Origin of the sequence: Curtobacterium sp. PhB191, assembly GCF_004346515.1 — a bacterium.
In the GTDB taxonomy this organism is placed as follows: domain Bacteria; phylum Actinomycetota; class Actinomycetes; order Actinomycetales; family Microbacteriaceae; genus Curtobacterium.
The window spans coordinates 64,448-88,328 of sequence record NZ_SMBV01000005.1 but is presented as its reverse complement, the minus strand read 5'-3'; the positions used below and the strand labels follow the sequence as shown (position 1 = coordinate 88,328).

22 protein-coding genes are annotated in these 23,881 nt (G+C 71.2%); 19 read left to right on the top strand and 3 right to left on the bottom strand.

The window, feature by feature from the left end; genetic code table 11:
• Positions 1-14 precede the first annotated feature (14 nt).
• A complete protein-coding gene (locus tag EDF48_RS09780; protein ID WP_131879666.1) occupies positions 15-1,901 on the top strand; it encodes an FHA domain-containing protein in 1,887 nt (628 codons plus the stop codon).
• A gap of 70 nt (positions 1,902-1,971) precedes the next feature.
• Positions 1,972-2,640, top strand: coding sequence for a hypothetical protein (locus EDF48_RS09775; protein WP_131879664.1), 669 nt, complete (start codon positions 1,972-1,974; stop codon positions 2,638-2,640).
• Between the two features lie 5 nt (positions 2,641-2,645).
• Here the strand turns inward: EDF48_RS09775 and EDF48_RS09770 are convergent, their stop codons facing one another.
• The gene (locus tag EDF48_RS09770; RefSeq protein ID WP_131879662.1) at positions 2,646-3,638 is read right to left on the bottom strand and encodes an asparaginase; all 993 of its coding nucleotides are present in this window, start codon (positions 3,636-3,638) and stop codon (positions 2,646-2,648) included.
• Between the two features lie 57 nt (positions 3,639-3,695).
• Between EDF48_RS09770 and EDF48_RS09765 the strand changes: the two genes are divergently transcribed.
• From EDF48_RS09765 to rbfA, 12 genes are all read left to right on the top strand, one after another.
• The gene (locus EDF48_RS09765; RefSeq protein ID WP_131879660.1) at positions 3,696-4,205 is read left to right on the top strand and encodes an OsmC family protein; all 510 of its coding nucleotides are present in this window, start codon (positions 3,696-3,698) and stop codon (positions 4,203-4,205) included.
• Between the two features lie 6 nt (positions 4,206-4,211).
• Positions 4,212-5,183: an FKBP-type peptidyl-prolyl cis-trans isomerase gene (locus tag EDF48_RS09760; RefSeq protein WP_131879658.1), complete on the top strand. Its 972-nt coding sequence runs from the start codon at positions 4,212-4,214 to the stop codon at positions 5,181-5,183.
• Positions 5,184-5,185: 2 nt separating this feature from the next.
• On the top strand, positions 5,186-6,268 hold the full coding sequence (gene dxr, locus EDF48_RS09755) for a 1-deoxy-D-xylulose-5-phosphate reductoisomerase (RefSeq protein ID WP_131879656.1): 1,083 nt from the start codon (positions 5,186-5,188) through the stop codon (positions 6,266-6,268).
• A gap of 174 nt (positions 6,269-6,442) precedes the next feature.
• Positions 6,443-7,777 (top strand): site-2 protease family protein, encoded by a 1,335-nt coding sequence (locus EDF48_RS09750; RefSeq protein ID WP_185094179.1) that lies wholly within the window; start codon positions 6,443-6,445, stop codon positions 7,775-7,777.
• Positions 7,778-7,801: 24 nt separating this feature from the next.
• Complete coding sequence (locus tag EDF48_RS09745) at positions 7,802-9,274, top strand: cytosine permease (RefSeq protein WP_131879654.1); 1,473 nt, start codon at positions 7,802-7,804, stop codon at positions 9,272-9,274.
• Positions 9,271-9,843: a cysteine hydrolase gene (locus EDF48_RS09740; protein ID WP_131879652.1), complete on the top strand. Its 573-nt coding sequence runs from the start codon at positions 9,271-9,273 to the stop codon at positions 9,841-9,843. The genes EDF48_RS09745 and EDF48_RS09740 overlap by 4 nt, the downstream gene beginning before the upstream one ends.
• A 74-nt stretch (positions 9,844-9,917) precedes the next feature.
• Positions 9,918-11,051, top strand: coding sequence for a flavodoxin-dependent (E)-4-hydroxy-3-methylbut-2-enyl-diphosphate synthase (gene ispG, locus EDF48_RS09735; protein WP_111083888.1), 1,134 nt, complete (start codon positions 9,918-9,920; stop codon positions 11,049-11,051).
• 393 nt (positions 11,052-11,444) lie between these two features.
• Complete coding sequence (locus EDF48_RS09730) at positions 11,445-13,196, top strand: proline--tRNA ligase (protein ID WP_123937785.1); 1,752 nt, start codon at positions 11,445-11,447, stop codon at positions 13,194-13,196.
• Positions 13,197-13,370: 174 nt separating this feature from the next.
• Positions 13,371-14,366, top strand: a complete 996-nt coding sequence (gene nusA, locus EDF48_RS09725) for a transcription termination factor NusA (protein WP_111083890.1) — start codon at positions 13,371-13,373, stop codon at positions 14,364-14,366.
• A 66-nt stretch (positions 14,367-14,432) separates the two neighbouring features.
• On the top strand, positions 14,433-14,744 hold the full coding sequence (locus tag EDF48_RS09720; protein WP_111083891.1) for a YlxR family protein: 312 nt from the start codon (positions 14,433-14,435) through the stop codon (positions 14,742-14,744).
• A 73-nt stretch (positions 14,745-14,817) separates the two neighbouring features.
• Positions 14,818-17,670, top strand: coding sequence for a translation initiation factor IF-2 (infB, locus tag EDF48_RS09715; RefSeq protein WP_123339727.1), 2,853 nt, complete (start codon positions 14,818-14,820; stop codon positions 17,668-17,670).
• A gap of 110 nt (positions 17,671-17,780) precedes the next feature.
• Positions 17,781-18,245: a 30S ribosome-binding factor RbfA gene (gene rbfA, locus EDF48_RS09710; RefSeq protein ID WP_131879650.1), complete on the top strand. Its 465-nt coding sequence runs from the start codon at positions 17,781-17,783 to the stop codon at positions 18,243-18,245.
• A 72-nt stretch (positions 18,246-18,317) separates the two neighbouring features.
• Here rbfA and EDF48_RS09705 read toward each other — a convergent pair whose 3' ends face one another.
• Complete coding sequence (locus EDF48_RS09705; protein ID WP_194672624.1) at positions 18,318-19,172, bottom strand: A/G-specific adenine glycosylase; 855 nt, start codon at positions 19,170-19,172, stop codon at positions 18,318-18,320.
• Between the two features lie 88 nt (positions 19,173-19,260).
• On the opposite strand from EDF48_RS09705, the gene EDF48_RS09700 reads away from it, so the two are divergent.
• From EDF48_RS09700 to EDF48_RS09680, 5 genes are read left to right on the top strand one after another with little or no spacing between them, the layout of a single operon-like run.
• Positions 19,261-19,707, top strand: a complete 447-nt coding sequence (locus EDF48_RS09700; protein WP_131879648.1) for a hypothetical protein — start codon at positions 19,261-19,263, stop codon at positions 19,705-19,707.
• 22 nt (positions 19,708-19,729) lie between these two features.
• Positions 19,730-20,689 carry a tRNA pseudouridine(55) synthase TruB gene (truB, locus tag EDF48_RS09695; RefSeq protein WP_131879646.1) on the top strand — a complete coding sequence of 320 codons (960 nt, stop codon included), beginning with the start codon at positions 19,730-19,732 and terminating at the stop codon, positions 20,687-20,689.
• Complete coding sequence (locus EDF48_RS09690; RefSeq protein WP_123937787.1) at positions 20,686-21,051, top strand: hypothetical protein; 366 nt, start codon at positions 20,686-20,688, stop codon at positions 21,049-21,051. Before truB ends, EDF48_RS09690 begins: the two co-directional genes overlap by 4 nt.
• Before the next feature lie 45 nt (positions 21,052-21,096).
• On the top strand, positions 21,097-21,543 hold the full coding sequence (locus EDF48_RS09685; RefSeq protein ID WP_123339724.1) for a hypothetical protein: 447 nt from the start codon (positions 21,097-21,099) through the stop codon (positions 21,541-21,543).
• Positions 21,544-21,551: 8 nt separating this feature from the next.
• Positions 21,552-22,514 carry a bifunctional riboflavin kinase/FAD synthetase gene (locus tag EDF48_RS09680; RefSeq protein WP_123937788.1) on the top strand — a complete coding sequence of 321 codons (963 nt, stop codon included), beginning with the start codon at positions 21,552-21,554 and terminating at the stop codon, positions 22,512-22,514.
• A gap of 102 nt (positions 22,515-22,616) precedes the next feature.
• On the opposite strand, the gene EDF48_RS09675 is transcribed toward EDF48_RS09680, so the two are convergent.
• On the bottom strand, positions 22,617-23,849 hold the full coding sequence (locus tag EDF48_RS09675; protein ID WP_173168634.1) for a DUF349 domain-containing protein: 1,233 nt from the start codon (positions 23,847-23,849) through the stop codon (positions 22,617-22,619).
• Between the last annotated feature and the right edge of the window lie 32 nt (positions 23,850-23,881).

The following is a 23,881-nucleotide window of genomic DNA, read 5'->3' as shown; positions in this document are numbered from 1 at the left end:
AACACTGTGGATCGATGCTCCCGGAGGGGGCGATCTTCTGCGGTGAGTGCGGACGCGCGGTGACCGCCGGAGCGAGCCGCCGGCCGGTCGCTCCGACCCCCGTCGAGCAGGCGCCGCCACCGCCCCTGCAGCAGCCCGACTCCCACGGACGTCGCTCCGACCCTGCGGCCGACGCGTGGTTGCCCGAGTCGACCCTCGACCCCGCCACCCGCGCCTGGCTGACCGGTGCCGACCGCCGCACCACCGAACCCCCGACCGCGGTGCCCGTCCAACGCCCCGACGACCTCGCCCCGCGCGAGGCACCGTCGCACGTGCACGGAGCGGGCTCCGGCCTCGGCGACTGGTCGAACGCGGCCGCGCAGCCCGACGCCGTCCCCGCCCAGGACGAACCGCCACTGGACCCGGACGCCTACCGCTCCGAGCCCGCCGACGCCCTCGCCGACGACCCCGAGCGGACCCGGTTGGCTCCCGTCGAGGACCGTCCCGTGACCCCGCCGGCCGCTGACGAGGCTCCGGCTCCCGTGTGGGCGCCGCCGGTCGCTCCGGCTCCGTCCGCGGCGCCGGCCGGCCCGTCCTGGTGGGTCGGTCGCGGCGCCACCACCGATGCCGGAGCTGATCCGGCTCCCGTCGTGCCGCCGGTCCCGAGTGCACCGGCCGCCGCTGACGACACGCCCCGTGACACGTCCCACGACACGCCCGACGACACCGCGGCGTCCCCGCACGCGACGGACGACGCAGCCGCGCACGCAGAGACCGACGGTGCTGACGACACGACGTCCACCCGCTCCGTCGAGCCCGTGCAGGACGGTGCGCTCGGACAACCGACCGCAGCCGTGCCCGTCGTCTCGCCGCCGCAGCCGGGGGACACCGCCGTCGTCGAGCCGCTGATCGACCGCCGACCGCCGCGGCCCGCGCCGCTCGTGACACCGGGCATGCACGCCACGACCATCTGCCACGTCTGCGGCAACCGCCTCGAGCCCGACGACATCTTCTGCGGGGAGTGCGGAGCAGTCCGCCCCGCGGTGACCGCCGCGTTCACCGGACCGGTCGTACCGCTGCCGATGGCGCGTCCGGACTGGGCGACCGAACACTCCGGCGTGGAGTCGGCCGGAGCCGGCGGGTCGTCGTCGACCGACGTGCCGGACGACGAGATCCCGGTCGATGCGCCTGCGGACGATCAGACCTCGAGCGACGAGACCGGGTCCGGCGAGACCGGGTCCGACGAGAACGGGTCCGTCGAGGACGTGGCCGGCGAGACCACCGCCGACGACGAGTCGGCCCTGCCGGACAGCGAGGCCTCGCGCCCGGGTGGGCGTCCCCGCGGCGCACACGCGGCGCCGGTGACCGAGCCGACCGAGCCCGGGGACGCGGCACCGTACGGAGAACCGCAGGACTCCGAACGGTCCTGGGCCCCGCCGGCGCAGGCCCCGCTCGCCGCGCCGCTGCCTCCTGTCCCCGGGGCGACGGCACCCGAGCTCCCGCTCCCGCCGTCGGACCGTCCCGAGGCCAGTGCGGACGCCGACGAGCTCGACGAGGACGTCGACGAGACCCGCATCGTCTCGAAGACCCCGACGCGCGCGCCGGTCCTGCTGCACTTCAGCACGGGCGAGCGGTTCGGGGTGCACGGCACCGGCCTGCTCGGTCGTCTGCCTCGTCCGCAGCCGGGGGAGCGCTACGACGACCTGCTGACCGTGCACGACCCGGGCAAGTCGGTGTCGAAGACCCACCTCGAGCTCGGCCGCGACGGTGACGACCTGTGGGTGTCCGACCGGTTCTCCGGCAACGGCACCGTCGTCCGCCACATCGACGGTTCGATCCGTCGCTGCGAGCCCGGCCGTCGGTACCGCGTGGAGCGCGGGGCTCGGGTGGACATCGGCGAGCAGTTCTTCCTCGTGCAGTAGCGCTGCCGGACTTCTCCACAGATCGGTCGTCGGCGCCCCGGAGACGCCGCCGTCCTGCTGCGATGGAGGCATGACCCCGTTCGCTGCTCGGTGCGTCCTGGTCGGGACCGCCGTCGTGCTCGTCCTCGCCGGGGTGTTCGCGCCCCTCGACGGCGCTTCCCGTGCGGTGGTGTTCGCAGCCGCCGGGTGCTGCGCGGTGCTCGACGTCCTGCTGCACCGGTCCGGCGCAGGCGGACGCCGCGAACCGGAGTCGCTGTCCGGCGACTACTCCGCAGCGGCGATCGAGTTCCACTGTCCGAGCGCACCAGGACGGCTCCTGCTCGGCCACGGCTCGGACGGTGTGCCGTGGGAGACCGACACGACCGGTCACGTCGTGGTCGTCGGCACCGGGGCACTCGCCGCCGCGGTGTTCCGGGCGATCGCCGAACAGCTCCGCGCCACCGCCGATCCGTGGGACGACCTCCGCGCAGCCGGCAGAATCGGAACCCAAACTGGCGACGACCCGGCGCTGCCCGACGGTACGACGCTGCCCGACGGCACGGCGGTGCTCGCTCGCCTCGACCGCTCCGGACGCCCGAGCGGCACGGTCGTGCTCGTCCCGGGACTCGGAGCGATGCCAGGGCTGTGGGACGCCGCGGTGGAGGTCACCCGCTACGGCTGCACCGTCCGTCGCCCACCCGACCGACGTGGTGTCACGCTCAGACCGGTGCTCCCGGTACTGCCGGAGCTCGTCGGGTGACGGCCTCAGCGCAGGCCGGAGCCGACCCGGACCGCGCCGACCGGCACACCACCGCCGAGCACCTGTTCACCCGTCGCCGCCAGGACATCGGCCACGCCGTCGGCGCCCACCAGCCCGTTCCGCTGCAGCAGGGTGAGCGCTGCGAGGGTGCCCGCGCGCTGTGACCCGTCCAGCACCTTCACCGCGACCGCGGCCCCACCGGGCAGCCCCATCACCATGACGCCCTCGGCCCCGAGCTTCGCCAGGACCTGCAGCCGCTCGATCGTGACGGTGTTGGCCCGACCGACCCCGTCGATCGCCCACGGGTGCGCCAGGACGGCGTCGGTCAGCGCCGTGGAGTCGTCGTCGGCCCGGGCGACGACGCCGGCGAACCCGCGTGCCAGTCCGGTCAGCGTGAGCGGGAAGACGGGGGCGCCGCAGCCGTCGGTGCCGACCAGGTCGACCGTCTCGTGCGTGTACTCCTCGACCACCGAGCGGACCCGCTGCTGCATCGGGTGCTCGATGTCCAGGTACGTCGCCTCGTCCCACCCGTTGACGCGGCAGGCGGCGAGCATGCCGGCGTGTTTGCCCGAGCAGTTCATCGCCAGGCGCCGGGGGCCGTCCATCGTCCGGCCGGTCGCTCGGTCGAAGGGCATGTCCGGCGGGCACCCGAGGTCGGTCTCGACGTGGTCGAACGACTCGAGCATGTGCAGCGCGAGGGCCTGGTGTGCGACGGTACCGGCGTGGCTCGCGGTGGTGAGGACGAGTTCCTCATCGGAGAACCGGGCACCGGCGCCGCGGACGGCGAGGGCCTGGAACGGCTTCATCGTCGAGCGCGGGTAGATGCTGGCTGCGACGTCGCCGACCGAGTCGACCACGGCGCCCGCGGAGTCGACCACGACCCCGGCGCCGATGTGCCGGCTCTCGTCGAACCCCGACCGGTCGAGGACCGCGAGTTCGACCGACCCGTCGGCGGTGAGAGGATGGCGATCAGTGCGGACTTCGTGGCTCACCGTCATGCCGCCATGCTAGCCAGGGCGGACGACCGCCAGTGACGCCGACGAAGGGCAGCACCCGTGCAGGACCACACTTACGAGGTCTCCGTCAGCTGGACGGGAGACCGCGGCACCGGCACGTCCGGCTACCGCGACTACGGGCGCGACCACGTCGTCTCGGCGGTCGGCAAGCCCGACGTGGCCGGCTCGGCCGACCCCACGTTCCGCGGTGACCGCGACCGCTGGAACCCGGAGGAACTCGTCGTCGCCGCGTTGGCCCAGTGCCACATGCTCAGCTACCTGCACGTCGCGGTGACCCAGGGCTTCACCGTCGTCGACTACCGCGACACGGCCACTGCGTCGCTGAACCTGAACCGCGACGGCTCGGGCGAGCTCACCGGTGCGACGCTGCACCCGGTCGTGACGATCCTCGAGGCAGACCGGGTGGCCGATGCCGAAGCCGCGCACGCCACGGCGAACCAGCTCTGCTTCATCGCCCGGTCGGTGTCGTTCCCGGTGCACCACGAGGCCCAGACCGTCGTCCGTACTGCGACATTGGCAGGGGACTCTTCAGCAGGTGGGGCAGACTAGGTTCCCGTGAAGCGTCTGCGCCTGCTCCCGATCGCCCTCGTCCCCGCCGTCGTGCTGGGACTCGCCGCATGCTCCGGCTCCGGTTCGGACGGGTCCACGGCCTCGCCGACCCCGACCGCCAGTGCGACCGCCTCGGCGATCACGTCCTGCCCGGACCCCGGCAAGGCCTCTGACTCAATCCGGGCGACCGGCTCGTTCGGGGGCGCGAAGGCCCCGACCGTCAAGTTCGCGGCGGGCCTGTCGGCCAAGACCCCGCAGGCCACCAAGCTCGTGACGGGCAAGGGTGCGTCGTTGGACGAGGGCGACTACGCCCAGGTGTCGTACACGGTCTACGAGGCGAAGGACGCCAAGAAGCTCGGCACGGTCGGTTTCGACGAGGGCAACCCGCAGGTCCTGTCCGTCGGCGGCTCGGGCTTCGGTGCCCTCCTCGCCTGCTCGAAGGTCGGCGACCGGGTGGCAGCGGTCGGTCAGTCCGCGGCACTCGGCTTCAACACCGGCGGCGAGATCGTCGTGGTCGCGGACGTCGTCGCGCAGACCCCCACCAAGGCGAGCGGCACCCCGCAGGACCAGGACCCCGGCCTGCCGACGGTCGAGGACAAGGCATCCGGCGAGCCGGAGATCACGATCCCCGACGGCGTGAAGGCCCCGACCAAGACAACCGTCGAAGTCCTCAAGCAGGGCGACGGCGCGTCCATCGCCGACGGCGACACCGCCCTCGTGCAGTACAAGGGCGTCGTCTACAGCACCGGCAAGGAGTTCGACTCCTCGTGGTCGAAGGGCGCCCCGACGACCTTCACGGTCTCCGAGAGCGCACTCATCAAGGGCTTCGTCACGGGCCTCGTCGGGCAGAAGGTCGGCTCGCAGGTGCTGATCGTCGCCACGCCGGAGGACGCCTACGGCGCGAACCCGCAGGAGGGCTCGGGCATCCCGAAGAACGCCACCCTCGTCTTCGTGGTCGACATCCTCGCGAAGGGCTGACCGTGGCCCGGCGTCGCATCGTCGTCCTCGGCAGCACCGGCTCGATCGGCACGCAGGCGCTCGACGTCGTCGCCCGCAACCCCGACCGGTTCGAGGTCGTCGGTCTGACCGCCGGCAGCAACCGCACCCTGGTCGCCGAGCAGGCCGAGCGGTTCGGCGTGCGCGACACGGCGTTCGGGGCGGAGGACTCCGAGCGGCTCGTCCGCAGCGTCGAGGCCGACGTCGTCCTGAACGGCATCACGGGGTCGGTCGGCCTCGGGCCGACGCTCGCGGTGCTCGAGACCGGTGCGACCCTGGCGCTCGCCAACAAGGAGAGCCTCATCGTGGGCGGTTCCCTGGTGCAGCAGGCTGCAGCGCCGGGCCAGATCGTCCCCGTGGACAGTGAGCACTCGGCGATCGCGCAGGCGCTCCGCTCCGGTGCCGACACCGAGGTGCAGCGGCTCGTCCTGACAGCGAGCGGCGGTCCGTTCCGCGGCCGCACCCGCGAGCAGCTCCGCGACGTCACCCCGACGCAGGCGCTGGCGCACCCCACGTGGGACATGGGACTCGTCGTCACGACGAACTCCGCCACGCTCGTCAACAAGGGGCTCGAGGTCATCGAGGCCCACCTGCTCTTCGGCGTGCCGTACGACCGCATCGAGGTCACGGTGCACGCGCAGTCGATCGTGCACTCGATGGTCGAGTTCGTCGACGGCTCCACCATCGCGCAGGCCTCGCCGCCGGACATGCGTCTGCCGATCGCGCTCGGCCTGGCGTGGCCGGACCGCGTGCCCGGGGTCGGTGTGCCGCTCGACTGGACGACGGCGAGCACCTGGACCTTCGAGCCGCTCGACGCCGACGCGTTCGGCGCCGTCGCCCTCGCGAAGCGTGTCGGTGAACTCGGCGGGACCTTCCCGGCCGTGTTCAACGCGGCGAACGAGCAGGCCGTGGCCGCGTTCCACGCGGGCGCCATCGGCTTCCTCGACATCGTCGACACGGTCGAGCGCGTCGTCGAGGAGCACACCGCGGGGGAGCCGTCACTCGACGGCGTGCTCGCTGCGGAGCACTGGGCCCGCGCCGCCGCGGACCGCGCGCTGACCCGCTGACGCGATCCGCGCCTCCCGTCGGTCGCATGGTCACCACGTGACGGACTGGGCCCACACCGCCGGTTCCGGCGCGACGCGCCAGCGGCGGGACGGCCGTGCCGGTGGGGAGAGGCTCAGATCACCTCTCAGACGGCGCTCGGCTCCGTCATGGCAAGCGTCCCGTACCCTTTCCCGGTGACCGTCGAAACCGTCCTGCTCTTCGTCCTCGGCGTGGTCGTCTTCATCATCGGCCTGCTGGTCTCGATCGGACTCCACGAGCTGGGGCACCTGTCCTTCGCGAAGCTGTTCAACGTCAAGGTGACGCAGTACTCGCTGGGCTTCGGCAAGGCCATGTGGTCGTTCAAGCGGGGTGAGACCGAGTACGGTATCCGCCCGATCCTGCTCGGCGGATACATCTCGATGGTCGGCATGCTCAAGCCGCGTGCCTCCGGCCGCCCGAGTGCGATCACGAACACCGGCATGTACGGCGCGTTCGTGCAGGACGCCCGCCAGGCCAGCGCGGAGCAGATCGCGGACTCCGGCGGCGACGACTCCCGCGCCTTCTACCGACTCACCCCGTGGAAGCGCATCATCGTGATGGTCGCCGGCCCCGCGATGAACCTGGTGATCGGGATCGTGCTGTTCGGCGTGCTGCTGTGCGGCTTCGGGTCGCCGACCACGACGTTCACCTCGAGCGTCGACTGTGTCCTGCCGACCAGCCAGACGACCGAGTGCACCTCGGGCGACGCGGAGTCGCCGGCGAAGCAGGCCGGCATCGCGTCGGGCGACGTCGTGCTCTCGGTGAACGGTGAGCAGGACCCGACCATCGCGCGCGTCTCCGAGGTCTTCCAGAAGTCGGCCGGCGAGCAGGTGACGGTCGTCGTCGAGCGTGACGGTGCCCGGAAGACGCTCGAGATCACCCCGACGACCGCCACCCGCGACGTCTACGACGCCGAGGGCAAGGTCGTCACGAACGACGACGGCACGACGAAGACCCAGCGGGTCGGTGTCGTCGGCGTCAGCATCGGGCAGTCGCTCGTGCGGCAGTCGCCGGCCGAGGTCCTGCCCGCGACGGGTGCGCAGATCGCCGCGTCGGCGCACCTCATCATCGACCTGCCGCAGCGCCTGGTCGCCGTCTGGAACGCGGCGTTCGGCGCGCAGGAGCGGTCGCAGGACAGCCCCGTGTCGGTCGTCGGCGTCGGCCGCGCGATCGGCGAGGTCTCGTCGATGAGCGGCGTGCCGGTGGTCGACAAGGCGTACACGATCCTCGGGCTGCTGGCCTCGCTGAACATCGGCCTGTTCGTGCTGAACATGGTGCCGCTGCTGCCGCTCGACGGCGGGCACATCGCCGGCGCCCTGTGGGAAGCGATCAAGCGACGGTCCTTCAAGCTCGTCGGCAAGGCGGACCCGGGCCCCATCGACCTGGCGAAGACGATGCCGCTCACCATGGTCGTCGTGGTGCTGCTGGCGGGGATGAGCGCGCTGCTGATCTACGCCGACATCGTGCGGCCCGTGAACCTGTTCGGGTAGTCGCTGCGGCGCTACGCTCAGCGGATGAGCACAGCGCCCACGAACTCCGGGCTCACCACCGCCGCGCCCGAGGTCCGCACCGTTGAACGGCAGGGCCTCGACGTCATCGCCGAGTCCGACCGCAAGGGCACCCCGCGGGGACTCTTCTGGCCGTGGTTCGCGGCGAACATCTCCGTCCTCGGCATCGCCTACGGGTCGTTCGTGGTCGGGTTCGGCATCTCGTTCTGGCAGGCCACCGTCGTCTCGGTCATCGGGGTGGTGTTCTCGTTCCTGCTGTGCGGCATCGTCGCGATCGCCGGCAAACGCGGGTCGGCGCCGACGATGGTGCTGAGCCGTGCGGCCTTCGGGGTCCGCGGCAACCGGGTGCCCTCGTTCCTCAGCTGGATCCTCACCGTCGGGTGGGAGACCGCCCTCGCCGCACTGGCGGTCCTCGCGACCTCGACGGTGTTCACCGAGCTCGGCTGGGACGGCGGGGTGCTGACGAAGGTCGTCGCCCTCGTCGTGGTCGCCGCGCTCGTGGTCGGGGCCGGCGTCGCGGGCTTCGACGTGATCATGCGCCTGCAGACCTGGATCACGGTCATCACCGCTGTGCTCACGGTCGTCTACGTCGTGCTCGCGGTGCCGTCCATAGACTTCGCCGCGATCGCCGCGATGCCGACGGGCAGTGCCCAGCAGTTCATCGGTGCGCTCGTGCTCGTGATGACCGGCTTCGGGCTGGGCTGGGTGAACGCCGCTGCCGACTACTCGCGGTACCTGCCGCGCTCGGCGTCGACCGGGGGAGTCGTCGGGTGGACGACCTTCGGCGGTGCCCTCGCACCGGCGATCCTCGTGGTCTTCGGTGTCCTACTCGCCGGGTCATCGCCGGACCTGAGCGCGGCGATCGGTGCCGACCCGATCGGCGCGCTCACCACGATCCTGCCGGTGTGGTTCCTCATCCCGTTCGCCCTCGTCGCGATCCTCGGGCTCGTCGGCGGCGCGGTGCTCGACATCTACTCGTCGGGCCTCGCGCTGCTGAGCGTCGGCGTGAAGATCCCACGGCCGGTCGCCGCCGGGGTGGACGGCGTGTTCATGGTGGCGGGTGCGATCTACATCGCGTTCTTCGCGACGGACTTCGTCGGCCCGTTCCAGGCGTTCCTCATCACCCTCGGCGTCCCGATCGCCGCCTGGGCCGGCATCTTCGTCGCCGACGTCCTGCTGCGGCGCACGGCCTACGCCGAAGGCGAGCTCGACGACCGTCGCGGCCGCTACGGCGACGTCCGGTGGGGCGCGATCGCCCTGGTCGCGGTCGGCACGGCACTCGGGTGGGGTCTCGTCACGCTGGCGTCACCGGCGTGGCTGTCGTGGCAGGGCTACCTGCTCGGGCCGTTCGGCCTCGGCGGACGCGACGGCGCCTGGGCCTACGCGAACCTCGGTGTGCTCGTCGCGCTCGTCGTCGGGTTCCTCGGCACCCTGCTGTTCGCCCGGGGCTCCGTCCGGCGCCAGGAAGCACAGCGGTGAGCACGTCGGGGAGCACGGGCGTCCCCGACGACGCCTGGCTCGTCGTCATCGACATGCAGCAGGTCTTCACGGGGGAGTCCCCGTGGGCGGCGCCGCGGTACGACCACGCCGGAGTCGGCATCGAGCGTCTGCTGCCCCGGTTCACCGGACGCACGGTGTTCACCCGGTTCGTCGCGCCCCAGCGCCCGCAGGGCGCCTGGGTGCCGTACTACCGCGAGTGGCCCTTCGCCCTCGTGCCGGACGCCGCCCCGCTGTACGCGCTGACCGAGCCCTTCGCGAGTGCGGCAGGGGACCGGAACGACCCCGTCGTGACCGAGCCGACGTTCGGCAAGTGGGGGACGGGCCTCCAGGCAGTCGTCGGTGACCACCCGCACCTGGTGCTCACGGGGGTGTCGACCGACTGCTGCGTGCTGTCGACCGCCCTGGCGGCGGCGGACGCCGGAGCGACCGTGACGGTCGTCGCGGACGCCTGCGCCGGGGCGAGCGACGCGGACCACGAGCGGGCGCTCGACGCGATGCGGCTGTACGCGCCGCTCATCACCGTGGTGGACAGCGCCGCTCGGCTCTGAACGTCCGGTGTGACCGGGCCGGGACGGTCGGAGCGAGCGCGTAGAGTGCTCACGTGCCCGCTGTGAACCTCGGTATGCCCAAGTCGCCCGAAACCCTCGCCCCCCGACGCAAGTCGCGCCAGATCCGGGTCGGCAAGGTGCTCGTGGGCGGCGATGCTCCGGTGTCCGTCCAGTCGATGACCACGACCCCGACGACGAACATCAACGCGACGCTGCAGCAGATCGCCGAGCTCACGGCCTCGGGCTGCGACATCGTCCGGGTCGCCGTGCCGACGCAGGAAGACGCCGACGCGCTGCCGATCATCGCGAAGAAGTCGCAGATCCCGGTCATCGCCGACATCCACTTCCAGCCGAAATACGTGTTCCAGGCGATCGACGCCGGCTGCGCCGCGGTCCGCGTCAACCCGGGCAACATCCGCAAGTTCGACGACCAGGTCGGTGCCATCGCCGCCGCGGCGAAGGCCGCAGGCGTGTCGCTCCGCATCGGCGTCAACGCCGGGTCGCTCGAACCGAGCCTGCTGCAGAAGTACGGCAAGGCCACGCCCGAGGCGCTCGTCGAGTCCGCCGTGTGGGAAGCCAGCCTGTTCGAGGAGCACGACTTCCACGACTTCAAGATCTCGGTCAAGCACAACGACCCGATCGTCATGGTCAAGGCCTACCGCCAGCTCGCCGCCGCCGGCGACTGGCCGTTGCACCTCGGTGTGACCGAGGCCGGCCCCGAGTTCCAGGGCACCATCAAGAGCGCCACCGCGTTCGGCATCCTGCTGGCCGAGGGGATCGGCGACACCATCCGCGTGTCCCTGTCCGCGCCGCCCGCGCAAGAGGTGAAGGTCGGCCTGCAGATCCTGCAGTCGCTCAACCTGCGCGAACGCAAGCTCGAGATCGTCTCGTGCCCGAGCTGCGGCCGGGCCCAGGTCGACGTCTACCAGCTGGCGAACGACGTCACCAAGGGCCTCGAGGGCATGTCCGTCCCCCTGCGGGTCGCCGTCATGGGCTGCGTCGTGAACGGCCCGGGCGAGGCGCGCGAGGCCGATCTCGGCGTCGCATCGGGCAACGGCAAGGGCCAGATCTTCGTCAAGGGCAAGGTCGTCAAGACGGTGCCGGAGCACGAGATCGTGCAGACCCTCATCGCCGAGGCGAACCGCATCGCCGACGAGATGGGGCCGGAGGCCGCGCTCGGCAGCCCCGAGGTCATCACCACCCCGTAGCGCGCGCTCCGGCACGGTGCGGATTCCGCCACTGTGTGCCGGGTTGACGGCTCGGTGCGGGGTCAGCGGGCGGCACGGTGCGGCTGAGGCCGCACCGGTCGGCGAACCTCGCACGGTGCGCGTCCGCGCACGACGAGCGTCGCGGCGTGCCGGACGGGAGGCCCGTGGCGGCCTGGCACCGGGCGTCCCGTCCGCACCGTGCGGACTTCGCGAACCCGTGACGGGAAAGCAGTCCGGTGCGCGCTTGTGACACCGCACGATGCGGCTTGCGCCGCACCGTGCGGCGAACCGCGCACGGTGCGCGCCCGCCCGGACCTCGCACCGTGCGGCGAACCTCGCACGGTGCGCCCCCTCCCGTGCCGCGCCGTCGGCGCACGCCGCTAGGCTGGCCCCGTGGTCACACGGCTTTCGCATCTGTTCCTCCGTACGCTCCGCGACGACCCCTCCGACGCCGAGGTGACGAGCCACAAGCTGCTCGTCCGCGCCGGGTACGTCCGTCGCCAGTCCCCGGGGATCTTCGCCTGGCTGCCGCTCGGTCTCCGGGTGCGCGCCAAGATCGAGGGGATCATCCGCGACGAGATGGTCGCTGCCGGTGCGCAGGAAGTGCTGCTGCCGGCGCTGCTGCCGCGCGAGCCGTACGAGGCGACGAACCGCTGGACCGAGTACGGCGACGGCATGTTCCGCCTGCAGGACCGCAAGGGCTCCGACTACCTGCTCGCCCCCACGCACGAAGAGATGTTCGCGCTGCTGGTGAAGGACCTGTACTCGTCGTACAAGGACCTCCCCGTCACGCTGTTCCAGATCCAGGACAAGTACCGCGACGAAGCACGCCCGCGCGCGGGTCTGCTGCGCGGTCGCGAGTTCACCATGAAGGACGCCTACTCGTTCGACCTCACCGACGAGGGCCTCGAGCGCAGCTACCAGGTCATGCGCGACGCGTACGAGAAGATCTTCGCCCGCCTCGGCCTCGAGTACGTCATCGTCAAGGCGGACGCCGGCGCGATGGGCGGCTCCAAGTCGGAGGAGTTCCTGCACCCGATCGCCGTGGGCGAGGACACCTTCGTCCGCAGCGCCAACGGCTACGCGGCGAACGTCGAGGCCTACGTCACGCCCGTGCCCGCGTCGCTGCCGATCGAGGGGCAGCCCGACGCGGTGCTCCTGCCGTCGTCGGACACCCCGACGATCGACACGCTCGTCGCCCACGCGAACGAGGTCGCCCCGCGCGACGGCGCGCCGTGGACCGCCGCGGACACGCTGAAGAACGTCGTCCTCGCCCTCACGCACCTGGACGGCACGCGCGAGGTCGTGGTCGTCGGGCTCCCCGGTGACCGCGACGTCGACCTGAAGCGCGCCGAGGTGGCGTTCGCCCCGGCCGAGGTCGAAGCCGCAGGCGACGACGACTTCAAGAAGCACAAGGGCCTGGTCAAGGGCTACATCGGTCCGCAGGTCCTCGGCGCAGAGAGCGCCACGGGCATCCGGTACTTCGTCGACCCGCGCGTGGTCGACGGCACCGCCTGGGTCACCGGCGCCAACGAGCGCGGCGTGCACGTCTCCGGCCTGGTCGCCGGCCGTGACTTCGTGGCCGACGGTGTCGCCGAGGTCTCGGACGTCCGCGCGGGGGACCCGTCGCCCGACGGCTCGGGTCCGCTCGAGACCGCCCGCGGCATGGAGATCGGGCACGTCTTCCAGCTCGGCCGCAAGTACGCCGAGGCCCTGGGCCTCAAGGTGCAGGACGAGAACGGCAAGCTCGCGACCGTCACGATGGGCTCGTACGGCATCGGCGTGACGCGCATCCTGGCGATCCTGGCCGAGGCGCACAACGACGACAAGGGCCTGGCCTGGCCGAAGAACGTCGCACCGTTCGACGTGCACATCGTCGCCACCGGCCGTGACCAGGTCGCCTACGAGCTGGCGACGTCGATCGTCGCCGAGCTCGAGGGTGAGCGGTTCGACGTGCTCTACGACGACCGTCCGAAGGTGTCGCCCGGCGTCAAGCTCCGCGACGCCGAGCTGCTCGGCATGCCGATCGTGGTCGTCGCCGGCCGCGGCGCCGCCGACGGCGTCGTCGAGCTGTGGAACCGTGCCAGCGGCGAACGCCGCGACGTGCCGGTCGCCGAGCTGCTCGACGCGGTCCGCGCGATCTAGCGGGTCGCGTCCTGGACGCGACCACCCAACGGACGGGAGGCCCGTGGCGACGCCGCCACGGGCCTCCCGTCCGTCTCGACTCGGGTCCGCGAGCCGCAGTGCGGTACGCTTGTGGCCGACTTCTGCGACGGTTCCATCCGCAGGAGCGACTCATCTGAATACGGAGGCACCTCGGTGAAGATCGATCTCGCAGTCCTGCGACTCATGGAGCGCGAGCGGGAGATCCCGTTCGACGAACTGGTCCAGATCATCGAATCTGCCATCCTGACCGCCTACCAGAAGCACGCCGAAGAGAACGGCGAGCCGGCCCACGCGCAGTCGCGTGTCGAGCTCGACCGCAAGTCCGGCGAGGTCAGTGTCTACGTCCCCGAGCTCGACGACGAGGGCACCGTCATCGGTGAAGCCGTCGACCAGCCGAGCGACTTCGGTCGCATCGCGGCCTTCGCGGCGAAGCAGGTCATCAACCAGCGCCTGCGCGACATCGGTGATGACAAGATCCTCGGCGAGTTCCGCGGCAAGGAAGGCGACATCGTCGCCGGTGTGGTCCAGCAGGGCCCGAACCCGCGCATGGTGATGGTCGACCTCGGCACGGTCGAGGCGATCCTGCCGCCCGAAGAGCAGGTGCCGGGCGAGTCCTACGCGCACGGTTCGCGCATCCGCGTGTACGTGACGAGCGTCGCCCGCGGCAACAAGGGCCCGCAGATCACGGTGTCGCGCACCCACCCGGGCCTGGTCCGGAAGCTCTTCGCCCTCGAGGTGCCGGAGATCGCCTCGGGCGTCGTGGAGATCACGTCGCTCGCGCGCGAAGCCGGTCACCGCACGAAGATCGCGGTCAAGGCGAACGAGCCCGGCGTCAACGCGAAGGGTGCCTGCATCGGCGAGCTGGGCGCGCGCGTCCGTGCCGTCACCAACGAGCTCGGTGCCGAGAAGGTCGACATCGTGGACTGGTCCCCGGACCTGTCGGCGTTCGTCGCGAGTGCCCTGTCGCCGGCCAAGGTGACCAGCGCCTTCGTGCTCGACGCGTCGACCAAGGCCGTCCGCGCACTCGTGCCGGACTACCAGCTGTCGCTCGCGATCGGCAAGGAAGGGCAGAACGCCCGCCTGGCCGCCAAGCTCACCGGGGCCCGGATCGACATCCAGCCGGACTCCATCCTGGACGGCGACGACTAGGCGATTTCGCCGCCGGCGTGCCCAGAAGGGCGCGCCGGATCGCGGACGTCCGAGGCAAGGAGTAGAGTGGTTCCCGTCAGAACGTGCATCGGCAGTCGTCGTCGCGCTTCCCGATCCTCACTCCTCCGAGTCGTCGCCCTGAGCGATGGCCGCGTCGTGGCGGATCCGAAGGCAGTCATGCCGGGCCGGGGAGCATGGCTCACACCGACCGTCGATGCCTACGATCTGGCCGTCAAGCGCAGGGCTTTCCGCCGTGCGCTCCGGTTGGATCGCGATCCCGACACGTCCGCGGTGCTCGACCACATCGTCGGCCTCTCACGAGCGTCGACCGAGCGCCCGGACATGACAGAACAGGCTGAACGGCTTATGGACAACTGATGAGCGGCTCGAAATGAGACCCGTCATCCATTGAGTCCTGCCCTTTACGGGGTGGGACCCGTGAAGGAGAACAGTGGCTAAACCACGCGTACACGAGATCGCAAGCGAACTCGGCGTCGACAGCAAGACCGCACTCGAAAAGCTCAAGGAGCTCGGCGAGTTCGTCCGGGGTGCCAGCTCGAGCATCGAGCCCCCCGTAGCCCGGAAGCTCCGTGCCGCCCTGCAGGCGGACGGTGTCCCGGCATCCAAGCCCGCAGCCTCGGCCCCCGCGCCGAGCACGCCGGCCAAGAGCAGCACGCCTGCGTCCGGCGCGCCGAAGCCCGGTGGCCCGCGCCCCGGCCCGGTCCGTCCGGCACCCGCACCGGAGCCCGAGGTCCAGGCAGCACCTGCTGCCGAGGACGTCCCGGCCCCGGCCGCACCGAAGTCCGTCGCCCAGCGACAGGCTGAGGCCGAGGCCGCACAGAAGGCCCGTGCCGAGAAGGCCGCCGCCGAGCAGCAGGCTGCCACGCAGCCGGCCGACTCGACCGGTGACGAGCCGAAGACCGACGCGGTGAAGCCTGGCTCGAGTGCCAAGCCCGCCGCTGCCGGCCCGAAGCCCGGTGGCCCGAAGCCCGGCGCACGTCCGGGCAACAACCCCTACGCGTCGAACCAGGGCATGGGCTCGCGCCCGCCGCGCCCCGGCAACAACCCCTTCGCTTCGAACCAGGGCATGGGCCAGCGCCCCGCCGCTGGTGCCGGTGGAGCGGGCATCCCGCGTCCGCAGCCCCCGCGTCCCGGCGTCCCGCGTCCGGGTGCACCGCGTCCGGGTGGACCCGGTCAGGCGAACCGTCCCAACGGCTTCGGGCAGCGCCCGGGCCAGGGTGGCGGTCGTGGCGGCCCCGGTGGCGCCCGTCCGGGTGCCGGCGGCGGTGCCGGTGGCGGCTTCCCGCGTCCGGCCTTCAGCGGCCCGCGTCCCGCCGGTGGCGGTGGCCGTGGTCGTGGCCCCGGTGGTGGTACCGCCGGTGCGTTCGGTCGTGGTGGCGGCAAGAGCCGTGCCCGCAAGTCGAAGCGGACGAAGCGCGCCGAGTACGAGATGCGTCAGGCCCCGTCGCTCGGCGGTGTGCAGGTCCCTCGTGGCGACGGCAACACGGTCGTCCGACTCCGTCGCGGTGCGAGCATCTCGGACTTCGCGGACAAGATCGACGCCATGCCCGGCAACCTGGTCACGGTGCTGTTCCACCTCGGTGAGATGGCGACCGCGACCGAGTCGCTGGACGAGGCCACGTTCGAGGTCCTCGGTGACGAGCTGGGCTACAAGATCCAGATCGTCTCGCCCGAGGACGAGGACAAGGAGCTCCTCGAGGGCTTCGACATCGACATCGATGCCGAGTACGCCGACGAGGACGACTCCGTCCTGCAGGTCCGTCCCCCCGTCGTGACCGTCATGGGTCACGTCGACCACGGTAAGACGCGACTGCTCGACGCGATCCGGAACTCGAAGGTCGTCGAGGGTGAAGCCGGTGGCATCACCCAGCACATCGGTGCGTACCAGATCGTCACCGAGCACGAGGGCATCGAGCGTCCGATCACGTTCATCGACACCCCGGGTCACGAGGCCTTCACGGCCATGCGTGCTCGTGGTGCGCAGGTCACCGACATCGCGATCCTCGTGGTCGCGGCGGACGACGGCATCATGCCCCAGACGATCGAGGCGCTGAACCACGCGCAGTCGGCCAACGTGCCGATCGTGGTCGCGGTGAACAAGATCGACAAGGAAGGCGCGAACCCGGCCAAGGTCCGCCAGCAGCTCACCGAGTACAACCTGGTGGCGGAGGAGTACGGCGGAGACGTCATGTTCGTCGACGTCTCGGCTCGGCAGAACATCGGCATCCAGGACCTCCTGGACGCCGTGCTGCTCACCGCTGACGCCGGGCTCGACCTGCGTGCGAACCCCGACAAGGACGCCCGCGGCGTCGCGATCGAAGCACGGCTCGACAAGGGCCGTGGTGCGGTGGCGACCGTCCTCATCCAGTCCGGGACGCTGCACGTCGGCGACGCCATCGTGGCGGGCACGGCCTACGGCCGCGTCCGTGCGATGACCGACGAGAACGGTGTCGCGGTCAAGGCCGCCACGCCGAGCCGCCCGGTCCAGGTGCAGGGTCTGTCCTCGGTGCCCCGCGCCGGTGACACGTTCCTCGTCACCGAAGAGGACCGCACGGCACGTCAGATCGCCGAGAAGCGTGAAGCCGCCGAGCGCAACGCCCAGCTGGCCAAGGCCCGCAAGCGCATCTCGCTCGAGGACTTCACCCGTGCACTCGAAGAGGGCAAGGTCGACTCGCTCAACCTCATCATCAAGGGTGACGTCTCCGGTGCCGTCGAGGCACTCGAGCAGTCGCTCCTGGACATCGAGGTCGACGACAGCGTCCAGCTCCGCATCCTCCACCGCGGTGTCGGTGCGATCACGGAGTCGGACATCGACCTCGCCACGATCGACAACGCCATCGTGGTCGGCTTCAACGTCCGTCCGGACGTCAAGGCCCGCGAGCGTGCGGCGCGCGAAGGCATCGACGTGCGCTTCTACTCGGTCATCTACAACGCACTCGACGACATCGAGCAGTCCCTCAAGGGCATGCTCAAGCCCGAGTACGAAGAGGTCCAGTCCGGTGTCGCCGAGATCCGCGAGGTCTTCAGCTCCTCGAAGTTCGGCAACATCGCGGGTGTCATCGTCCGCTCCGGCACGATCACGCGCAACGCCAAGGCGCGCGTCATCCGTGACGGTGTGGTCCTGGCCGACGGACTGGCGATCGAGTCGCTCCGTCGCTTCAAGGACGACGTCACCGAGGTCCGTACGGACTTCGAGGCCGGTATCGGTCTCGGCAAGTTCAACGATCTCCAGATCGGTGACGAGATCGAGACCACCGAGCTCGTCGAGAAGCCGCGCGACTGATCGTGTGACTACCCTGGGCCCCGGCCTCCCTTCGCGGGAGGTCGGGGCCCGACCCCTTTCCACGCAGAACCACCGGCGGGAACGTCCCGCCACTGCCTCAGGAGGCACCCATGGCCGATCCGCAGCGCGCACGCAAGATGGCGGACCGCATCAAGGAAGTCGTCGCACGCCGTCTCGACAAGGGTCTGCGCGACCCGCGTCTCGGGTTCGTGACGATCACCGACGTCCGCGTGACCGGAGACCTGCAGCACGCATCGGTCTTCTACACCGTGTACGGCACCGACGAGGAGCGCGCCGACTCCGCCGCGGCACTCAAGGCCGCGACCGGCATGCTCCGCTCCGAGGTCGGCAAGAACATCACGGCGCGGCTCACCCCGTCGCTCGAGTTCATCGCCGACGCACTGCCGGAGACCTCGGCGCACATGGAGGACCTGCTCGTGCAGGCCCAGGTGCGTGACGAGCAGGTGCGAGCTGCGTCGGTCGGTGCGATGTTCGCCGGCGACGCCGACCCGTACAAGCACGACGAGGACGAGGACGACGAGTCCGACGACGAGCAGGACGTGGCGCGGGCGTAGCCCGACGAGCGTCCGAGCGCCCCGCTGCACCGTGTGCGGCGGGGCGCTCGTGCGTCGTGCATGGCGGAGACGTCAGGCGTCCGGCAGCCGGTACCCGGTGGTGTCGTCGCCGACGGCGAGCCCGTCGCGCAGCAGCGACGCGAGCGCTCGGTCCCGCTGCTCGGCGTCCGGCCAGACCGGTTCGATCTCCGAGCGGGCGACCGGCACGTCGCTCGCACGCAGCTCGGCCATGATCAGCCCGCGCACCTGCCGGTCGCTGCCGGCGAACTTCGCCTGCTTCGGGGCGCGTGGCCCGTCGTGTTCGGGGTACCCGGCCGCACGCCAGGCGCAGCGGTCCGCGATCGGGCACGCATCGCACGCGGGGGAGCGGGCGACGCACACGAGCGCTCCGAGTTCCATCACCGCCGCGTTCGTCGCAGCGGCGTCGTCGCGGTCGGCCGGCAGCACGGACTCCATCAGGGGCAGGTCGTCCTTGGCCTTCGCCGGCCCGGGCTCGCCCTGGCCGAGGAGCGCGCGCTTCAGGACCCGCCGCACGTTGACGTCGACGACCGGGTGCCGGTCGCCGTACGCGAACACGGCGACGGCCCGTGCCGTGTAGTCGCCGATCCCCGGCAGCGCGAGCAGCGCCTCGACGTCCCGTGGGACGACGTTGCCGTGCTCGGTGGCGATCACCGTGGCCGCCGCGTGCAGCGCGAGCGCGCGTCTCGGGTAGCCGAGCCGGTCCCAGGCACGCACCGCGTCCGCCGGGGGCGACGCCGCCAGGTCCGCAGGCGTCGGCCACCGGGTGAGCCACGCCTCCAGTCGGGGGATCACGCGCGAGACCTGCGTCTGCTGCAGCATGATCTCGCTGACCAGGGTGCCCCACGCGGGGAAGCCGGGGCGACGCCACGGCAGGTCGCGGGCCTCCTGTCGGAACCAGGTGGTCAACGGGGTCGCGATGTCGGGGACGCTCGCGTTCTCCACATCCGGCTGGGAGGCACTGCTCGCGTTCACCACGACAGCCTACGGTGGACGCATGGCACGCTGGGCACCCGAAGAGACCGACACGATGGCCGCGATCGCTGCTGAGGTGATCGCGCAGGTCGGCACGAACCGGACCGTGATCGGCATCGACGGGCAGGACGGCACCGATCTCGAACACGTCGCCGCCACGCTGGTGGCCGGCTTCGAGCAGCACGGGGTGTCCGCGATGGCCGCGACGTCGCCGTCCACCGATCCCGACACGCTGCGCGACGAAGTGGTCGCCCCGTTCCGCACCACCGGCGCCGGTGACGGCGTGTTGGTCGTGCACGGGCACGGGCTGCTGGCCCCGGGGGTCCGCGGGCTCTGGCGCTGGTCGCTGTGGGTCGAGCAGGAAGTCGGCCGGCTCGAACGTCGGGCGGACGTCAAGATCGCCGCCTCCGCCGTCCTCGACGTCACCGATCCCGAGCACCCTCGTCGCGAGTGGAACGACGCCTGCTGACCGGCGCTGGTAATCTCCTCTGGTGCTCGAAACCGTGCCGGACGGCATCCTCCTCGTCGACAAACCGCAGGGGATCTCCAGCCACCGCGTCGTGTCGATCGCCCGCCGCCGCCTCGGTCTGAAGAAGGTCGGCCACGCGGGGACCCTCGACCCGATGGCGACCGGGCTGCTGCTCCTGGGGATCGGGCACTCCACCCGGTTGCTCACCCACCTGGTGGGCCTCGGCAAGACCTACACCGCCACCATCCGGCTCGGCGTGTCCACGGACTCCGACGACGCCGACGGCACCCCGTCCGCCGCGACCGGCGTCGCCGCAGCGGACGTCTCGGACGAGTCCGTCGAACGTGCCGTCGCCCTGCAGCGCGGCACGATCGACCAGGTCCCGTCCACCGTCAGCGCGATCAAGGTCGACGGGCGCCGCGCGTACGACCTGGCGCGCAAGGGCGAGACCGTCGAGCTGAAGTCCCGCACGGTCACCGTCTCGCGGTTCGACGTCACCGGCCGGAACGACCGCACCGTCACGGTCGACGGTGCCGAGGTGGCGGTCGTCGACCTCGACGTCGTCGTGACCTGCTCGTCCGGCACGTACGTCCGGGCTCTCGCACGCGACGTCGGCGCCACCCTCGGCACCGGCGCGCACCTCACCGCGCTCCGCCGCACCCAGGTCGGTCCGTTCGACGTGGCCGACGCGATCGACCTCGAGGACGACGCCGTCGACGTCCGCGCGGCGCTCGCCCGTCCGGCCGACGTGGCACGCCGGTTGTTCTCGTCGGTGTCGCTCGACGCGGCCGCGGCGAAGGACCTGACCGACGGCAAGCGCGTCGCAGCCGACCACCCCGACTCGGACGAGCCGGTGGCCGCGGTGGCCGTCGACGACGATCGCCTCGTCGGACTGGTCTCGGTCCGGCGCGGACTGCTCCGGGTCATCACGAACTTCCCGGCGCCGGCTGCTCCGGCGTCGCAGAACGGGGCGCACGCGTGATCGAGTGGTTCATGTGGGTCCAGCTCGTCGTCGCGGTCCTGGCCGGGCTGTTCGCCGTCGTGGTCGGTTTCATCGGCTGGAAGCCGAACGACTACACCGTGGGGTCCCTCGCGCTCATCGAGGTCCTGCTCCTGGTGCAGGGCGTCATCTCCATCGTGCTGCCCGCGACGGGCAGCCCACCGGACGGCAACGCCCTCGAGTTCGGGGTCTACGCCGTGTCGGTGCTCCTGGTGCCGCCGGCGACCATCGTCTGGGCGCTCGTGGACCGCACGAAGTGGAGCACCGTCGTCCTCGGCGCCGGCGCCTTCACCGTCGCGGTCATGATCTACCGGATGTACCAGATCTGGTTCGCCCTGAACTGACGCCGAGCGTCATGGTGGTCCGCGCACGTCGGTAGAATCGGTGCAATGGCGACCAGATCCTCACTCGCGACCGGCATCGGCCGCGTCCTCATCGCCGTGTACGGCATCCTCGCCCTGGCGGCGACGGGCCGGAGCGTCGTGCAGATCATCGAGAAGTTCTCCTTCGCGCCGTTCGCGTACACGGTGAGCGCCATCGCCGCCGTCGTGTACATCGTGGCGATGATCGCCCTGATCGTGCCCGGACGCTTCTGGTACCGCGTCGCGTGCGTCACGATCGTGTTCGAGATGACCGGTGTGCTCGTCATCGGCACGCTCTCGCTGTTCGACCGGCAGCTCTTCCCCGACGACACGATCTGGTCGTACTACGGCATGGGGTACGCCTTCGCGCCGCTGGTGCTGCCGATCGCTGGACTCTGGTGGCTCCGCAAGCACCACCGCACCGCGACGGTCGAACCGGTGCCCGCATCGACCACCGCCCCCGTGGGCGAGTAGGAGCAGCCGTGCAGTTCTACGACGACATCGCCGACGTGGCCGAGGGCTTCGGTCCGAGCGCCGTCACGATCGGCAAGTTCGACGGTGTGCACGTCGGACACCGCGCGGTGATCGCGCACCTGGAGCGTGCCGCCCACGAGCAGGGCCTGGTCGCCACCGTGGTGACGTTCGACCGGCACCCCCTCAACGTCATCGACCCGCAGCACGTCCCGCCGGCCCTCACGAGCACGGCGCAGCGGCGCGAGCTCCTCGACGACGCCGGGGTCGACGCCACCCTGCTGCTCCGCTTCGACGAGGAACTGCAGTCGAAGTCGCCCGAGGCGTTCGTGTCCGAGATCCTCGTCGACACCCTGCACGCCCGGCTCGTCTTCGTCGGCAGCGACTTCCGCTTCGGGGCGAAGGGTGCCGGCGACGTCGCCCTGCTCCGCACCCTGGGGGAGCAGCACGGCTTCACGGTCGAGCTCATCGACGACGTCGACCTGGTGGACGACGTCCGCCCCGACGGCGAGCGACGCGTCTCGTCGACCTGGATCCGTGAACTCCTCGGCGACGGGCGGGTGGCCGAGGCCGCTCGGCTGCTCGGGCGGGAGCACGCGGTCCGCAGCACGGTCGTGCACGGCAACCAGCGCGGGCGCGCCATGGGGTACCCGACGGCGAACCTCGACCCGGCGTTCGAGGGGTTCGCACCGGCCGACGGCGTCTACGCCGCGCGGGTGCTGCACGACGGCACGGTGTACCCGGCGGCCGTCTCGGTCGGCAACAACCCGACGTTCGAGGGCGTGCCCGCCAAGCAGATCGAGGCGCACCTGCTCGACGTCGACCTCGACCTGTACGGCGACCGCATCTCGGTGCTGTTCGTCTCGTACGTCCGCGGCATGGTGAAGTTCGACTCGATGGACGAGCTCGCCACGCAGATGCGGCAGGACGACCTCGACATCCGGTTGCTGCTGGGCCTGCCCACGCCGGTCTGAACGGCGGCGCCACACCGGACGCCAGCAGACAGTGCCCACACGGCACCACACGACGACGCCCCCGCGACCGATCGGTCACGGGGGCGTCGTCGTGTGCGGTGACTAGCTGCCGAGGGCGTCGAGCCAGATCTTGCGGGCGTCGAGCGCTTCCTGGGCGTCCTTGATCTTGCGGGCGTCGCCGGAGGCCTGCGCGTCGGCGAGCTCGGACTCGAGCTTGCCGATGGCGTCCTCGAGCTGGCTGGCGAGTCCGGTCTGCCGGGCCTTGCGCTCCGGGTTGGACTCCTTCCAGTGCGCGTCCTCGAGCCCGCGCACGTGGTCCTCGATCGCACGCAGGCGGTCCTCGATGCGGCGGACGTCCGCGCGGGGGACCTTGCCGACCTCGTCCCAGCGGCGCTGGATGCCGGTCAGGGTCTTGCGCGCCGCCACCCGATCGGTCGCTTTGAGCAGCGGCTCGGCCTCGGTCAGGAGTGCTTGCTTGGCCTCGAGATTGCCCGAGAACTCCTCGTCCTCTGCTGCACTCTCGGCGTGGCGCTGCTCGAACAGCACGTCACCGGCGGCCTTGAACCGTGCCCAGAGGGCATCGTCGTGGCGCTTGCCGGCGCGCCCGGCGTTCTTCCAGTCGTCGAGCAGCTGGCGGTAGTCCGGGATCGCGTCGGACCCGCGCGAGGCGAGTGCCTCGGCCTGGGTGACGAGTTCCTGCTTGCGGGTGCGGGCGTCGCGGTGCTGCGCGTCGAGCTCGGAGTAGAACGCGCGACGGTGCTGGTCGACGGTGGACCGCGCTGCGCGGAACCGCTTCCAGAGTTCGTTGGCCTCGTTCTTGGGGATGCGCGGGCCGTCGTGCTGGTGCTGCTGCCAGCGGGCGAACACGTCGTCGAGCTGCGCGGTGATCTGCTTCCACTGCGCGCGTGCCGGGTCGACCGCCGCGAGTGCCTCGGCCTCTTCGACCAGGGCCGCACGGTGCGCCAGGGCGTCGTTCAGGGCCTGCTGCGCCTGCTCCGCCTGCTCCTTGGTGAGCGAGCCGAGCTGCTCGGTGAGCGCACCCACGCGGGTCTCGAGCGACTTGATGTCACCGACCACGCGGGCTTCGGCCACCAGGGTCGTCAGGTGCTCGACCGTCCGGGCGACGTCGTTCGCCGACGCACCACGCTGGACGCGCTGCTCGGCGATCTTCACCTGCCCCTCGAGGTCGGCGTACTTCCGCGCGAAGTAGGCGAGGGCTTCTTCGGGGGTGGCGTCCGGGTACTCACCGACAGCACGTTCGGTCTCTTCGTACCGGACGTACACGGTCCCGTTCTCGTCGACCCGCCCCCAGGTCGTTGCTTCGTCAGATCCCACAGGTCTCGCCTCGATCGTGGTCGTGCATCGCC

Bases quoted from the DNA above. Each gene is read 5' to 3' on its own strand.
- EDF48_RS09685 (WP_123339724.1), top strand. From the start codon at position 21,097: ATGGCGACCAGATCCTCACTCGCGACCGGCATCGGCCGCGTCCTCATC.
- EDF48_RS09700 (WP_131879648.1), top strand. From the start codon at position 19,261: ATGGCACGCTGGGCACCCGAAGAGACCGACACGATGGCCGCGATCGCT.
- rbfA (WP_131879650.1), top strand. From the start codon at position 17,781: ATGGCCGATCCGCAGCGCGCACGCAAGATGGCGGACCGCATCAAGGAA.
- EDF48_RS09780 (WP_131879666.1), top strand. From the start codon at position 15: ATGCTCCCGGAGGGGGCGATCTTCTGCGGTGAGTGCGGACGCGCGGTG.
- EDF48_RS09745 (WP_131879654.1), top strand. From the start codon at position 7,802: ATGAGCACAGCGCCCACGAACTCCGGGCTCACCACCGCCGCGCCCGAG.
- EDF48_RS09775 (WP_131879664.1), top strand. From the start codon at position 1,972: ATGACCCCGTTCGCTGCTCGGTGCGTCCTGGTCGGGACCGCCGTCGTG.
- ispG (WP_111083888.1), top strand. From the start codon at position 9,918: ATGCCCAAGTCGCCCGAAACCCTCGCCCCCCGACGCAAGTCGCGCCAG.
- EDF48_RS09770 (WP_131879662.1), bottom strand. From the start codon at position 3,638: ATGACGGTGAGCCACGAAGTCCGCACTGATCGCCATCCTCTCACCGCC.